The 15,688-nt window shown below is 46.0% G+C and carries 12 protein-coding genes and 1 pseudogene; 7 read left to right on the top strand and 6 right to left on the bottom strand.

Annotation, left to right across the window (positions count from 1 at the left end; all coding sequences use genetic code 11):
• Positions 1 to 72: 72 nt before the first annotated feature.
• Together NB504_RS12940 and NB504_RS12935 are read right to left on the bottom strand one after the other, a co-directional pair.
• Positions 73 to 1,257 (bottom strand): NnrS family protein, encoded by a 1,185-nt coding sequence (locus NB504_RS12940; RefSeq protein ID WP_094500451.1) that lies wholly within the window; start codon positions 1,255 to 1,257, stop codon positions 73 to 75.
• Between the two features lie 180 nt (positions 1,258 to 1,437).
• A complete protein-coding gene (locus tag NB504_RS12935) occupies positions 1,438 to 2,553 on the bottom strand; it encodes a GNAT family N-acetyltransferase/peptidase C39 family protein (RefSeq protein WP_258429034.1) in 1,116 nt (371 codons plus the stop codon).
• A gap of 70 nt (positions 2,554 to 2,623) precedes the next feature.
• Here NB504_RS12935 and NB504_RS12930 point away from each other — a divergent pair, with 70 nt between their 5' ends.
• The 4 genes from NB504_RS12930 to NB504_RS12915 all read left to right on the top strand — a co-directional run bounded on the left by NB504_RS12930 (position 2,624) and on the right by NB504_RS12915 (position 6,800).
• Entirely contained in the window at positions 2,624 to 4,075 is a 1,452-nt protein-coding gene (locus NB504_RS12930) for a RimK family protein (protein ID WP_017046561.1), read from the top strand.
• A gap of 66 nt (positions 4,076 to 4,141) precedes the next feature.
• Positions 4,142 to 5,083: a zinc transporter ZntB gene (locus NB504_RS12925; RefSeq protein ID WP_017046560.1), complete on the top strand. Its 942-nt coding sequence runs from the start codon at positions 4,142 to 4,144 to the stop codon at positions 5,081 to 5,083.
• A 10-nt stretch (positions 5,084 to 5,093) separates the two neighbouring features.
• A complete protein-coding gene (locus NB504_RS12920; RefSeq protein WP_258429395.1) occupies positions 5,094 to 5,645 on the top strand; it encodes a gamma-glutamylcyclotransferase family protein in 552 nt (183 codons plus the stop codon).
• Positions 5,646 to 5,801: 156 nt separating this feature from the next.
• Positions 5,802 to 6,800, top strand: a complete 999-nt coding sequence (locus NB504_RS12915) for a substrate-binding domain-containing protein (RefSeq protein WP_026027964.1) — start codon at positions 5,802 to 5,804, stop codon at positions 6,798 to 6,800.
• Positions 6,801 to 6,869: 69 nt separating this feature from the next.
• Here NB504_RS12915 and galM read toward each other — a convergent pair whose 3' ends face one another.
• The 4 genes and pseudogenes from galM to galE form a co-directional block, all read right to left on the bottom strand.
• A complete protein-coding gene (gene galM / locus NB504_RS12910) occupies positions 6,870 to 7,904 on the bottom strand; it encodes a galactose-1-epimerase (RefSeq protein WP_258429394.1) in 1,035 nt (344 codons plus the stop codon).
• Between the two features lie 30 nt (positions 7,905 to 7,934).
• Positions 7,935 to 9,086: pseudogene (gene galK, locus NB504_RS12905) on the bottom strand (galactokinase); the annotation flags it as partial.
• Positions 9,087 to 9,275: 189 nt separating this feature from the next.
• Positions 9,276 to 10,328 (bottom strand): UDP-glucose--hexose-1-phosphate uridylyltransferase, encoded by a 1,053-nt coding sequence (locus NB504_RS12900; RefSeq protein ID WP_258429033.1) that lies wholly within the window; start codon positions 10,326 to 10,328, stop codon positions 9,276 to 9,278.
• A 53-nt stretch (positions 10,329 to 10,381) separates the two neighbouring features.
• Complete coding sequence (gene galE, locus NB504_RS12895) at positions 10,382 to 11,395, bottom strand: UDP-glucose 4-epimerase GalE (RefSeq protein WP_258429032.1); 1,014 nt, start codon at positions 11,393 to 11,395, stop codon at positions 10,382 to 10,384.
• Between the two features lie 292 nt (positions 11,396 to 11,687).
• On the opposite strand from galE, the gene NB504_RS12890 reads away from it, so the two are divergent.
• From NB504_RS12890 to NB504_RS12880, 3 genes are all read left to right on the top strand, one after another.
• Positions 11,688 to 12,998, top strand: coding sequence for an MATE family efflux transporter (locus tag NB504_RS12890; protein WP_017046555.1), 1,311 nt, complete (start codon positions 11,688 to 11,690; stop codon positions 12,996 to 12,998).
• Positions 12,999 to 13,112: 114 nt separating this feature from the next.
• Positions 13,113 to 14,261 carry a chromate efflux transporter gene (gene chrA / locus NB504_RS12885; RefSeq protein WP_258429031.1) on the top strand — a complete coding sequence of 383 codons (1,149 nt, stop codon included), beginning with the start codon at positions 13,113 to 13,115 and terminating at the stop codon, positions 14,259 to 14,261.
• Positions 14,262 to 14,485: 224 nt separating this feature from the next.
• Positions 14,486 to 15,634: an HD-GYP domain-containing protein gene (locus NB504_RS12880; RefSeq protein ID WP_088721265.1), complete on the top strand. Its 1,149-nt coding sequence runs from the start codon at positions 14,486 to 14,488 to the stop codon at positions 15,632 to 15,634.
• Positions 15,635 to 15,688 lie beyond the last annotated feature (54 nt).

Here is a 15,688-nt window from a genome sequence, read left to right as displayed (position 1 = left end):
TTTGCGCGCTTTCTACTGCTAGGCTACTTTCTACTTTTTTATTTTGCTACTTCCACGTTACGAGCCAAACCGTTATCCCGGGTGGCCATCGACTCTCGGCGTAAGTAACATCGTGCCGAATTTCCACACAAACAGAGTAAAAGCCAATATCCAGAGTGCGGCGCTGATATTCACCATCAAAAAGAGTTGTGCTGGGAAAAACGCCACACCGAGGCTGCGTACCAATGCCGACATCATCAAAGCCGCAAACGCAATACTCATTTTAGGCCCTTGATAAATCGCCCTGCCGGTATGCCCCATAGTCACGCGTGCAATCATCGATAAAATCAAGCCTGAGATGGCTCCAATGGCAAAGAGATGGATCAGGTTATGAGTGACATATACATCATCAATTAACCCGCGCAGTAATAAGCTCAAAGGAATGCAGGCATACGCAGCGTGCAGCGACCAAACCAGAGGCTCACTCAATGTTAGCCATGGTTTCCAACGCATCCAACGTACCCACTGCGCTAACCCAGCCAGTAACATGATAGGCTGACCAATCTGCACCATCGTCAGCGGGAAGAAACTCAAAATAAACAAGGCCGCAATGGGTGCATTGGCTAACCAATCGAGCCATACCCATGGCTGTGCTTTTTCAAAGTTAAAACGCCTTGCGCTGAAGAAAGGGATCACGCGTGCTCCCATGACTGATAGCAACAATGTGAACCACCACAACATCGCCTGCCATACCGCCGCAGAGCTAAAGGGCGGCATTCCTTTAATGGTGGCATAACTCGCAAAGTTCGCGCCGATCGCTAAAAGAAACAGCGGTACAAAAAAGAGATTTTTCCAGCCTTTCGCTTGCACTACTCGGCGGCCAATTTCATAAGCCGAAGCCGCCAAAAAAAGCGCTTCGACAGAAGAGATGACCCACAAAGGTGTCGGCGTCCACAATAAGATTCGAGGCGCTAACCACAAGGCGACTAACACGGCTAAGCGATAATGTTTCGTGCCATTAATGCCAGTCCAGTTCTGTACGGCAGTCAATAGAAAACCGACCACAATTGCCATAGCAAAACCAAACAGCATTTCATGTACATGCCACCACAGCGCAGGAACTTGCAATGCCGATGGTTGACCTGTTTGAAACATCCAGACCCATAACGTCACCGCTAAAACGGCATATACGCTACCAAGTAGGAAAAAGGGACGAAAACCAAGGCGCAACCAAGCGGGTATGCGTTGTTCTACTTTTATATCGGTAATATTGAGCACTGTGACCTCTTACGGCGGTGGTGGATATCATGACAGACGACCAACACCACAAGCACAATTCAAGCCAATAAAAATACCCAATAAAAACAATAAAATAAGAAATATCACTCAAAAAAAAGAGTCATAACAACTCAAGAAAAAACAGTCATTATGACTCAATGAATTCACTTAAACTCTATCCTAACCAGTGGTTACACGCATGGCACTGCGGTTCGAGCTAATCACCACACAAGCCGTCTGTTTTTGTTTACCAAAACCGATGATTTGTGACAGCGCTTTTTTGCCGACCGGAATGAAGGCCGAAGCCATCGCATCCGCTTCTGTTTCTGCATGTGGATCGTGAATGAAGAAGAATTTATCGCTCATACCACTGAGTACGATCCAATGCGGCTCTTTCTTACCATCGAAACGATAAGTGCTGATGAGTAGCAGCACACATGCCCCTTCCGTCACCCACGCTTCTAGTTGCTCTTGACTCGGTGGTGCATCAATCATCGCCACATCTTGATGACTAAGCTGCTCACAAAAATCAAGATGAACCAATTCGATAACTTGTTTTTTATTGGCATCTCGCACGCTATCAATAAAAGGCGTGCTTTTGGATTGGCTCCACAGCTCCACATGATAACCGCGTCGACTAGCAGCCAATGCCAACCCTTGCCCGCTACACCCACCGTGCCCCGCCGCCATAAAAATCGTTGTCGCTTCTCGCCACAGTTGCAGCTCAGCGGTGCGACTCGGCTCAAACGATTTAGACAAGCAAGAAAAGCTCATCAGCAAGCATGCCGCACCGCAAGTAAATGGCGTAGTCTGAACATAAAGTGGCATTGGCAATTGCACCTTAGGCCCTTGTGGCGACAAGCGTTTTTGCATCCGGCGTCCATTACACAAATCATCGTAATAATGGATAAGAAATTTCAGGGTTTTATAGCCCATTTTTTCATATAAATTTATCGCTGCCGTATTGTCTTCACGCACTTCTAATCGTAATGTAGTGGCACCTTGATCAAGAGCAGCACGCTCGCATTGCTCGACCAAATTTTGAGCAATCCTCCGGCCTCTGAAATCAGGTTTTACGGCAATCGAATACAACCTTGATAGCTGTGTACCTTGATGAAATAGTAGCAATGCATATCCAGCCAGCTCTGTGCCGGAATCGGCCACAAACAACACCGCTTGGTTGGAATGTAAAAAACGCTTCATTTGACGTGGAGAGATTTTATCTCCGTCAAACAGCTGTTGTTCTAACGCATTAAGAGCAGTGAGATCAGCACTTTTCGCAAGACGAAAGTCCATACGACGTCCTTAAGTGGTTGGCAAGATTGCGGCTCAATATTATTCCTATTGATTAAGGAAAAGAATAGCAATGGCAAACCTTTTGATCGTGACCGACCAGTCCAGTGACTGGCAACAATATTTCCCCTCAGAGCAAGTGGTAAGTGTAGACCAATACCTCAACAGTAATGGCACCCATACTCATCGCAGTCTGCAAGTGGTCAACCTGTGTCGCGATTATGGCTACATGAGCAGCGGCTATTACTGCTCGCTGATGGCAGAGGCACGCGGCCACCGCGTTATCCCTCGAGTGATGGCAATCAACGACATCAATCAACCCTTTTTACTCTCTTCTGGCTTATTGAAACTCAATAAACTGTGCGCCCAAACCGATTTTATACAGTGCAAAATTTATTTTGGCCGCACCGCAGAAAAAGGCTTGGATAAACTGGCTCGCCGCCTGTTTGAACAGTTTATGGTGCCCGTTATTGAGTTGGAAATGAACCGCGTTCAAGGGCAGTGGCAAATCAGCAAAATTGGCCCTTTCCCATTCCAAGATTTGAACGACCAAGAGCAAGATTTCTTCGTCGAATCATTAGAACTGTTTTCAACCAAAGTTTGGCGTAAACCAAAGCAAGAGAAAAAGTACCGTTACGATATTGCCATGCTGGTGGACGAAGAAGAGAAAATGCCACCTTCTGATCCCTCAGCATTAAAACGTTTTCGCCGCGCCGCAAACCGTTTAGGAGTCAACCTAGAAACCATTTCACCGGATGACTTATCGCGTTTGGGTGAATTTGATGGCTTGTTTATTCGCGCCACCACGAACATCAGTAATTACACTTACCGCTTTGCAAAAACGGCTGAGAAAATGGGCTTGGTGGTGATGGATGATTCTGAATCGATCATGAAATGCACCAATAAAGTGTTCTTAACTGAGTTGTTGCAACGCAACAAAGTGCCTGCGCCAAAAGGCGTGATTTTGCAAAGTTTTGATGAGCAATGGAAAAGCAATGTCATGCAGGAGTTGAGCTTTCCCATGGTATTAAAAATTCCAGATGGCGCATTTTCACGTGGCGTGGTCAAAGTACGCGACGAGCAAGAGCTGGAACGCGAAGCCGGCGCACTGTTTGAAAAAAGTGCTCTGATTTTGGCACAAGCCTTCATGCCAACTGACTTTGACTGGCGCATCGGTGTAATGAACCGCCAAGCCATCTTCGCCTGCAAATACATGATGAGCCGCGGCCACTGGCAAATTTATCAACACCACAACAGTGGCCGAGTATCTTCTGGCGGCTTTGAAACCTTGGATTTAAAACAAGTACCTAAAAACGTGGTTGATGTTGCCTTAAAAGCGTCAAACCTTATCGGCAGTGGCCTGTACGGCGTTGACTTGAAAGAGATTGATGGCCAAGTTTACGTAATCGAAGTGAACGATAACCCTAGTATTGATCACCAAGTTGAGGATGCGTTTTTAGGCGATCTTCTTTACGATAGGATCATGACTGAGTTTTTGCGCCGTATTCAAATGCGCGGCTTCTGATCTCAATTGGTATAATCTACTGCTCCTCAATGCTGAGTCATTGAGGAGCAAGTTATAAGGATATTCATGGAATTTTTGATCGATCAGTGGCATTTTTCTGCATCCGCTCCGCAGCAAAAACTCAATAGTGCTTCACTGATTGAAGCCGGGAATTGGTATCACTGCCAACGCGATATTCCCGGTTTAAAAGAGTGGTTGCTGCAGTATCAGATCCCCACTTCAATTGTCGACAGCCTCTTAGCAGAGGACACTCGCCCACTGTTTGAGCAATACGATGATGATAACTTTTTACTGATTTTACGTGGCGTCAACATGAACGACAACGCCAACCCTGAAGATATGTTGAGCGTTCGCATTCTCTATTTCAATGGCGCGCTGTTTTCAACCCGCAAAATTCCGTCAAAAGCCGTCAATGTAATCCGTGACCTACTGCAGGCCGGGCAAGGCCCGCAAACCCTTTCAGATGTACTCGTGCAGATCATTGATGGTTTAAACAAAAACATCGATAACTACTTAAACAGCATTGAAGCGAAAATCACCCAATACGATAACGAAATTGAACTCAGTGACGAGCTGATGCAGACACATAAAGCGCTGCTCAAAATCAAACGTTTTATCAAACCTCAGCAATACGCCATCGATGATTTCAGTGATTCCAAAGTCTCGCTGGCAAATGATAAAAACTTGCGTCTGCGCCACAGCGTTAACACCATCACACGCATTAATGAAACCCTCGATTTTTACCTTGGAGAGCTCGAACTGATCAAAGGGGAATTACGTCAATATCATGCAGAGAAGATGAACCAAAACACCTATTTATTCTCGGTGATTGCGGCGATCTTCCTACCCACAAGCTTTTTAACTGGCTTACTTGGAGTTAATGTAGGCGGTATTCCCGGTACTGAATCCCCCGTTGCTTTTGCTCTCTTTTGCATCGCACTGGTTGGTATTTTTGGTTTAGAGTTTTGGATTTTGCATCGGTTACGTTTTTTCAATAAGGAGTCGTAATTCACTGATGATGTATATTTTTGGTTATGGCAGCTTGATCAACTCCGCTTCTCGCCAGTTAACAGGGCAAACAGGAAGAGCGATTCCCGTAGTCGCGCATGGTTTAGTTCGTTGCTGGGGAAAAATTGATGAGAGCTACATATTGTCACCTTTGGTGGTAAATGAAGGACAAGGGCAAGTCAACGGCGTACTGCTGGAGATCGATGAAACCGCTTTGGCAGAATTTGACCGTCGAGAACGTGGTTATGAGCGAGTCCCCCTCAACACCAATCAAATCGAGAGTGATCACGCTTTTAACCTCCAATGGCCGATTTGGGTTTATGTCAAAGAGGCACCAGAGCCTCCCTGCGAGCGAAGCCCTATCGTACAAACCTATGTCGATACCGTGCTGGCTGGTTGTTTAGAGTTTTCAGAAACCTTTGCGCGCCATTTTGTCGAGCACACGGTTGGCTGGCAACATCCGCTGATTAACGATCGCCTCGCGCCGAAATACGGTAATTTAGCAGGGGTAGAACCCTGTCATCATGCGATCATTGATGAGCTGATGGCTACGGTCCGTTAGTGCCTTAGCTTTTATTCCAATTTTAAACGTTTACATTAATTAGAAGCCTTGATTTACCTGTATAGAAAGTCGTAATTATCACATTGATTGCATTGTTCGTTTGCCTTATTTACACCACCATTGTTAAATACAGCGAGCAATAGCAAGAGGTGTAATATGGCTACCATAAAAGATGTAGCTCGCGAAGCCGGTGTGTCAGTGGCAACGGTTTCACGAGTCATCAATAAATCCCCTAAAGCGAGTAAAACATCGATTGAAGCGGTCACCGCCGCAATGAGTTTACTTGGTTATCGGCCTAACGCCGCCGCACGAGCTTTAGTCAGCCAAAGTACCGACACCATAGGCGTGCTAGTCAGTGACGTTTCCGATCCTTTTTTTGGCATGCTCGTGAAAGCGGTTGATAATGTGGCTCATGACAATGGCAAGCATCTGTTGATTGGCAATGGTTATCACCGTGCAGAAGAAGAGCGCCAAGCGATTGAACTGTTGATCAACAGCCGTTGTGATGCTTTGGTGATTCACTCGAAAGGTTTATCGGATCAAGAATTGATCGACTACGCCGCCGAAGTGAAATCGATGGTATTGATCAACCGTCATATCCCGCAACTGGCTAACCGCTGCATCTCATTGGATAACTACAAAGGTGCTTATTTGGCGACTGAGTTTTTGATCCGCCACGGTCATAAAAAAATCGCTTGTATTGGCTCTTCTCATTCAATTGAAGACGCTACAGATCGCGTAGCTGGTTATCAAGCCGCGTTGAAAGATCACGGTATTGAGATCGCTCCTAATTACATCGAGTTGGCCGAACCACACAGCGAAGGTGGCGAGCAAGCGATGACTCACTTGCTGATCCGTTCGATCGACATGACTGCCGTGGTCGCCTACAACGATAATATGGCAGCGGGCGCGTTAAATGTGCTTGAGGAGAATGGTGTAAAAAGCCCTGAGCAAATTTCAGTGATCGGCTTTGATGATGCGTTGATCGCACGCTACATTCGCCCAAGGCTCACCACCATCCGCTACCCAATCGAGATGATGGCTGAAAAAGCCGCTAAACTGGCACTCCAATTAGCCCGTGGCGAAACGATAGAAAAAGAACCGATGATTTTCTCACCGACTTTGGTGCGTCGAGATTCGGTAGAAAAAATCTGACGCACTCAGGTTACACTTTCACTCGCCACTTTGGGCATCAATACTCAACATCTAAGCGACGCACCCACCTTAAACGTCAAATTGGTAAATGGTGGTATGAGTATATTCTTGCCCTGGCAGAGTAATACAGCTGGGTTGCTGCCATTCGGGATGATTGGGAGCATCCGGCAAGTATTGAGTTTCTAATGCGACCCCCGCATAGCCTTGATAAACCCCACCGCGCCGATTGGGCGTCCCCGATAACCAATTTCCACTATAAAGTTGTATGGCAGGCTTAGTCGTAAATACGCTCATGGTTACCTTTGCATCTGGTGACTTCAGTTGCGCGGCGCACACGGTTAAATCAGCTTTATCAGGCAATAAATAACTGTGGTCATACCCTTTGCTTGCTTGTTGCTGCTCATCTTTGAGTAAGTCACGACCTATTGATTTTGCAACGCGAAAATCAAAGCCCGTGTCAATGACAGATTTTGGCCCTGACAATGGGATTCCATGTGGATCTGTGGGTAAAAATTGATCGGCTTTTATAAAAAGTGAATGATCTAAAATCGTATGATCACTCTCTGCGCCTAGCAAATTAAAATAGGCGTGGTTGGTTAAATTAAGCGGCGTTGGTTTATCTGTGGTCGCTAAATAGCGCAGGATCAATTGATTCTGATCGTTCAGTTCATAGCTCACGGCAATGTCAACATTACCGGGAAAACCTTGGTCACCATCCGATGAATGGATTGAAAACGTCACTTGTTGAGCACTTTTGTGAGCAATAGTCCAACGGCGCTGATCTAACCCTTCAAGACCGCCATGCAAACTATTTCCAGCTTGGTTGGTCGTCACTTGATAGCGTTGATCATTTAATTCAAATTGGCCTTTAGCGATCCGGTTGGCATAACGTCCCACAGTGACGCCGATATAGCTTTGTTGTTTCTGGAAGTCGCTCATGGTGGAAACACCCAGCAGAACTTCTCTGCGTTCCCCATCCTTAAGCGCCAACTCACAACTGAGCCATGTTGCGCCAATATCCATTAATACTACGCGGCTACCAATGCGGTTAGTCAAACTGACAAGTTGTGCCGGGCGGCCATCATAGGCTACTTGCTGAGTCATAGTGTAAACCAGTGAAGATGTGCAGCAAGCCTCCACTAGACCAGCGCCCTCTTTTGCTTGGCAGACGTAAATCGACGCTTTGAGGCCAGTCGCCACTTCATATTTCTCATCGACAGCCGCTTTCACTGCATCAACCAATGTCGGTGGGACAAGTGCCACAATACAGCCACCAAAGCCGCCCCCAGTCATACGCACACCGCCTTGGTCACCAATCACCTCTTTGATGATATCAACCAAGGTATCAATCTCTTTGACCGTAATTTCAAAATCATCACGCATCGATGCGTGCGATTGAGCCATCAGCTCGCCCATGCGCTTCATGTCGTGGGCGCGCAACGCTTGGGCCGCTTCAACAGTACGGTCATTTTCAGTAATGATGTGACGAGCACGTTTAGCCACCAACTCATCAAGCTCAGAAACTTTTTGGTTAAACTGTTCAATGCTTACATCACGCAGCGCTTTGACGCCAAAAATACGCGCAGCCTCTTCACACTGCTGGCGGCGGGTGTTGTATTCGCTATCCACCAAGCCGCGTTTTTTATTGGAGTTGACGATCACGACGGCCATCTCTTCTGGCATTGAAACCGCTTGTGTTTCTAGGCTACGGCAATCTAAAAGTAGCGCGTGGTTTTCACGACCTTGCGCCGAAATCATTTGATCCATAATACCGCAATTACAGCCGACAAATTCGTTCTCGGCCTGTTGACCATTTAGTGCAATTTCCGCTTGAGAAATATCCAGTTGATAAAGTTCTTTAAAAGTTTGACCGATCACGACCTCAAGCGCAGCCGAAGAGCTAAGCCCCGCTCCCTGTGGAACATTACCGCTGACAGTAATATCCGCCCCGGTAAACGAGTACCCACGCGCAAGCAAACATTTCACCACGCCGCGAATGTAGTTCGCCCACATTTTGTCTTGTTGGAAAGTAATCTCTTGGGTGAGGTCAAACTCATCAAGTGCATTGCCATAATCAACAGATACGATGCGCACTAAATTATCTTCACGCTTGGCAGCCGCTACCACGGTTTGATAGTTAATTGCGCAGGGGAGCACAAAACCGTCGTTATAGTCGGTGTGCTCACCAATCAAATTTACACGGCCTGGCGCTTGGATGATATAGCTAGGCGCGTAGCCCAACACTTGCTCAAAAGACGCTTTCACATTTTGGATTAAATCAAACATTTGCATTCCTAAACTCATAAACTGGTTTTCATTTCCCATTAACCACTTAGCGCTATGAAAAAAACTTTGTTAAGCCCAAGTCGTTGGAGGCGCAGCGAGGTGATAAGTAAATTCAGCCAATGAACATAGATTACCTATGTTCTTAGGGTGCGTTTACGCAGCAACAAGGCTACAACTGCACAGATGACGTTACTGCTCTTTGTAGTGAACATCACTTAGCTCGCGCAGACGCTGCGCCGCTTGTTCTGCGGTTAAATCTCGTTGGCTTTCAGCCAACATTTCATAACCCACCATAAACTTACGAATCGAGGCACTGCGCAGCAGTGGTGGGTAAAACAGTGCATGCAGTTGCCAATGGTCAATGTTCGTACCCTCTTCAAAGAAAGGCGCGTAATGCCAGCCCATAGAATAAGGGAAAGAACATTGGAACAGGTTGTCGTAACGGCTGGTCAGTTTTTTGATCGCAACGGCGAGATCGTCACGTTGCGCCTCACTCAACTCACTCATGCGACGGATATGCGTTTTTGGCAGCAACATGGTTTCAAATGGCCATGCAGCCCAGTAAGGCACAACAGCCACCCAATGCTCTGTTTCCAGCACAATGCGTGAGCCATCTTTCAGCTCAGCTTGCACATAATCCACCAGCAGGTTACTACCCTGTTGTTGGTAATACGCTTTTAGGTTGTGCTCCTTGCGTTCAATTTCATTGGGTAAGAAGCTATTAGCCCAGATTTGGCCGTGTGGGTGAGGCTGGGAACACCCCATGGTTTCACCTTTGTTCTCAAACGCTTGCACCCAAACGTACTCTTTACCTAACTCTTCGATTTGATCGTTCCACGTATCAATCACGCTGCGAATGTTGCCCACGGGTAACTCTGGCAGAGTTTTGCTGTGATCTGGAGAGAAACAAATCACTCGGCTCAAACCACGCACACCTTGAGTTTTGAATAGAGGGCTATCGGACTCCGGTGCATCTGGTGAATCTACCATCAATGCTGCGAAGTCGTTGTTGAATACGTACGTACCTTGGTAGTCTGGGTTGACATCACCAGAAATACGCTCGTTTGTCGGACAAAGAAAACACTTCTCATCATAACTTAGCAGTTCATCTACCGCTGGCTTTTCATCAGCCCCGCTCCAAGGGCGTTTAGCGCGATGTGGTGAGACTAAAATCCACTGCCCCGTGAGTGGGTTGTAGCGACGATGTGGATGATCCACTGGGTTAAATTCAACATTCGACATATTGCTTACTCAATTATGCTATTTGATAGTCCGACGCGTCACGCCGGATAAAACTAGTACCCTTGCGGGTTATTGGATTGCCAATGCCATGTATCAGCAGCCATTTCATCGATACTGCGCGTCGCCTTCCAAGCCAGATCTCGCTCCGCTTTTGTGGTACTAGCCCAACACTCGGCAATATCACCCGGGCGGCGTGGGCAAATCTCATAAGCAATAGGAACACCACTTGCTTGAGCAAAGGCTGAAACTATCTCTAACACACTCGATCCGTTACCCGATCCAAGGTTGTAAATATGCCTTCCCGCTTTCATCGCAACCGTATTTAAAGCGGCCAAATGGCCATCGGCTAGATCCATCACATGAATGTAATCACGCACACCCGTACCATCCGGTGTGGGGTAGTCGCTACCAAATATGGATAACTTCTCGCGGCGACCTACCGCAACTTGGGCAATAAACGGCATCAGATTATTCGGCACACCTTGCGGGTCTTCGCCCATAGTGCCAGAAGGGTGAGCCCCCACAGGGTTGAAGTAACGCAGTAAGGTCACACTCCAATCTGGCTCAGCAACCACTAAATCCGACAGGCACTGCTCAACCATATATTTGCTACGACCGTAAGGATTGGTGGTTGATCCGGTTGGAGAATCTTCAGTTATCGGCACGATTTCAGGATCGCCATACACTGTCGCCGATGAACTGAATACAATACTTTTCACTCCAGCTTTACGCATACTGCGCGCTAGCACCAACGAACCATTGACGTTATTGTCATAATATTCGAGCGGTTTTATCACGGATTCACCGACGGCTTTTAAACCTGCGAAATGAATCACAGCATCAATATTATGTTCAGCAAATACCTTATCGAGAAAGGCCTCATCACGGATATCACCATGATAAAACACGGGCGTTTTATCTGTCAGTGCATGGATACGGCTTAACACTTCAATCTTCGCGTTAGATAAGTTGTCAACGATAATGGGGTCGATACCCGCTTGTATCATTTGTACACAGGTATGACTTCCGATATAGCCCATGCCGCCCGTCACTAATACTTTCACCATACTCTCCTATTGGGATACCGATAGAGGTTGATTTTCGCTTTTGAAAAAGTCTAACAGCCTTACTCGCTTTTAATCTGTGATCAAAACACCACAATGTAAACGTTTCCACAAAAACTCTAAAACAATTCCCTTCACTTAACTGATTTTATTTAAATTACGTATACAATACGCACAGGTAGGCTCTAGTGAGATATTTTGCAGCCCACCACCTTGCACCATCATCTTCTCTAGTTCGACTTACCTTGCTGAGTTTTAGCCCATGACCCAAAGCCGTGTAGAACTGAATAACCGAATGAATATCGTCACTTTGACTTGGCCGATCTTTATTGAGATTTTATTACGGACGGCGATTAACACCAGTGATGTGTTTATGCTGAGTAGTTATTCAGACAAGGCTGTATCAGCGGTTGGGGTTATCACTCAAATCAATTTTTTCTTGCTGATTGTCTCAATGATGGTCAGCAGTGGTACAGGGATCCTAATTGGGCAATACAATGGCTCTGGCCGCCAAAGTGAATCGGCACATGTTGGGGTGGCCAGTTTACTGCTTGGATTAATCATTGGCTCATCGCTCAGTTTAGCCGCTTATTTGAGCGCTAATTCAGTCATGAATGCCTACGGCCTAGAAGCGCAGGTTGCACAATATGGCTATGAATATCTGGTTATCAGTGGCAGCTTTACAGTAAACGTTACCATCGGCATTGTACTGGCGACGATTTTGCGCAGTAACGGCTACTCCAAAGCGCCGATGTTCATTAATTTATTTGCCGGATTATTGAATATCATCGGTAACTATATTGCTATTTTTCAACCCTTTGGACTGCCCGTCTACGGTGTACAAGGGGTTGCGATATCAACAGTATTCAGCCAAATTGTCAGCACTATTTTGCTGTACTACACCGTTAAGTACTACCACATATCACTACCGGTGAAAGAGTGGAAAATCATCCCGAAGCCGCTATACCAGAAGATCATCAAGATCGGTATGATGAATGCGGGAGAGATTCTTTCCTATAACATGATGCAACTGACGGTGATTTTTTTCGTTGTAAAAATGGGCACGGCTTCATTGGCCGCGTTTACTTATGCGCAAAATATTGCCCGTCTCGCCTTTGCATTCTCAGTAGCTCTTGGGCAAGCCGGGCAAATTCAAACTAGCTACTACATTGGTAAAGGTTGGGTGGATGAGATTCTGACTAAAGTTCAACAATATTTTGTGGTTGGCTTTCTCGTCTCCAGCACATTGACGATCTCAATTTATCTACTGCGCGCTGACATCATCGCCCTCTTCACTTCTGATCCTGAGATAACGGCCTTGGTCGCAGGGTTAATTGCTGGCTCCATTGCAATGGAAGCCGGGCGCACGTTTAACCTAATTTTTATTGCCGCACTCAAAGGCGCAGGAGACATTCGCTTTCCAGTGCAGATGGGCATATTAAGCATGTGGACTTTTGGCGCAGGTTTAACTTACTTATTTGGCCTACATTGGGGATGGGGAGTTATGGGTGCATGGGTGGCCATTTCGGTGGATGAATGGTTCAGAGGCATCATCATGTTTAGGCGTTGGCGATCTAAGGTTTGGACTAAGTTTAAACTCAGTTAACCCATGCCTGTCTGTTTATCGTTTTTCTGCGGTTTACAAATGGTTAAGGATTAAATTTGAATCTGCTCAAACATCCTTTTAAAGTAGCGAAACAACGTCTCTTTAAGAGTGCTTATGCACATGTTTACTATTTTCAAAACTTTTTTTCTGCTTGGGTGGATAAGCTTTGGTGGGCCAGCCGCTCACATTGGTTATTTCCGCAATACATTCGTTGAAAAATTAAAATGGATTGAAGATAAAGAATACGCACAGATCGTTGCCTTAAGTCAGTTTTTGCCAGGGCCAGGTTCAAGCCAAGTTGGGTTTGCACTAGGGTACCATCGTGGTGGCTTACTGGGTGGATGCGCCGCTTTTGCTGGTTTTACACTCCCTTCGGTTTTGATCATGGTTGCCCTTGCCATCGCCAGCAGCCAATTACTACAAACCCCCTTATTTCAAAACGTGATTCACGGCTTAAAACTGCTAGCCGTTGTGGTTGTCGCGGATGCCACATGGGGAATGTATAAAAACTTCTGTAAGAATCGCTTAACTGTTGGGTTGTGTGTGGCCACCGCTGTGATGCTGATTGTTGCCCCCAGTATTGGAACGCAAATCGGAGTTCTCATTGGGGCAGCGCTGATCGGAGTGAAATGGCTCCCTAGTCAAGATTTAGCCACTGAACGTTCATTTGTCCCCGCTTTCATCCCTTTCGCTCTCTTTATTGGCTTACTGGTCGGTTTGCCTTTTTCCGCCCACTTGATGCCTGAAATCGCTCTATTTAACCACTTTTATCAAGCGGGTAGCTTAGTGTTTGGCGGCGGGCATGTCGTACTTCCATTGCTGCAAAATTTGGTTGGCGACGCACTTGACCCGGATCTATTTTTAACAGGATATGCCGCAGCACAAGCGGTTCCTGGTCCAATGTTTACCTTCGCCACTTACATTGGCTACGCTCTACTACCACAAGCGCCAATCTTAGGCGCAACGCTGGCGACCATTGCCGTCTTTTTGCCGGGGTTTTTGTTACTGCTCGGCGTGCTTAAAAATTGGCAAGCCTTAGCAAACTATCGATCAGTATCAGGAGCAATCAACGGTGTTAACGCCGCCGTCGTTGGTTTGCTGCTCTCAGCCTTATATCACCCTGTATTTACAAGCTCGGTCAGCAATCATCTAGATATGGCGATCGTTCTGACCGGTTTTTACCTACTAAAACAGCTCAAACTGCCTATTGTCTGGCTGGTTATATTCTTTATGCTCAGTGGTATTGCACTTGGATTAAACTGAAGCTGGCCATACGCCTTGTGACTAAACATGGCGTCAAATAGCCGTATTTATCTAGTGACCCAGCGTCACCCAACGGCTTTCCAGTACCACCTCATATTGCTTGGTTATATAACCCATTTTTTAGTTAAATTTCACGCACACATCGCTTATCTGTTCTAAACTTATCAATTAGAAGAACCTCTCCATTTCAACCTTGGAGACCCTGTAGCGCAGAGGAACACGCGATGGATACGCATAGCAAAGGTTGCGAGCACGCCTATTTTCCACATGTTGGTCCACTCAATAAGCAACTGGCTAACATACACCAACGAATGCAAGTCAAAGTCCCAGAGATTGACCGTATCTCTTTTGCGCTATACGACCATCACCATGACAATTTGAAAACCTACGCCGACAGCACCTTTCACGGGGGCGAGCTTATACATTACGAGTTTCCACTTGCTGAGCTTCCAGTCCTTAAGCAATGCGCACAAAACGGCCAGAGTCGTAGCGTTGAAAATATCCCAATCCAATTGAAGCCAGACTATCCTCATACTCGCTGGCTAATTGAGCAAGGTTATTGTTCATCACTGGCGATTCCGACTTACCACCAGCAAGCATTTATTGGCTTTATTTTCCTCAACTCGTGTCAAAGCCATTTGTTTACCGAACAGGTAAGGCAGAATGTAGAACCTTTTATTGAGATGATTCGCTTTGCAGTTTGCTCTGAATACGATTTAGTCCACACTATTTTAGAGACTGTAAATTTGACTCAAGCGCGCTCCCCAGAGCATCAACTGGAATCGAAAGAGCATAAAGAACGTATTAGCTGTTATGCCAAAGTCATCGCTACGGAAGTTGCTGACATTTATCAACTGGATGATGAAACCATTGATAACATCATCCAGTTTTCGCGCTATCACGACATAGGCAAACTTGCCCTACCGACAAGCTTATTACTTAACCCAAATACATTAGATAAACCAGAGCGTGCTCAACTGTATAGCCACATAGAAAAAGGGATTGAAATCATTAATCAAATTATTGATGACATAGGTACACCTGATCACCCTTGCATATCCATATTAAAAGAGATCGTCGCTTATCATCATGAGTTTTTGGATGGCAGTGGCTATCCTTACGGCCTAATGCAAGACAATATCCCGATATCGGCACGCATTATTGCTGTTGCCAACGTCTTTGATGCCTTAACAAGCCATCGTCCATACAAACAAGCTTGGTCTGTTCCTTTTGCCCTTCTCGAACTGGAAAAAATGGTCGTGAGCGGCAAGCTTGATAAACACTGTGTCAATGCCCTTCGCTATCATCAAGATTACTTAAAACATGTGATTGATATTCACCCAGAAATCGACCCGAAGGATAGATTCAACTGAACAGAAATAAACGTCACTCTGAGTTAATAGTGTCAAAATAAGAAAGTGAATCCA

The organism is Vibrio sp. RM-69-4 (assembly GCF_024743775.1).
GTDB classification, from domain to species: Bacteria; Pseudomonadota; Gammaproteobacteria; order Enterobacterales; family Vibrionaceae; genus Vibrio; species Vibrio anguillarum.
Note: the sequence above shows the minus strand (reverse complement) of the source record. Positions and strands in the feature narration are given on the sequence as shown.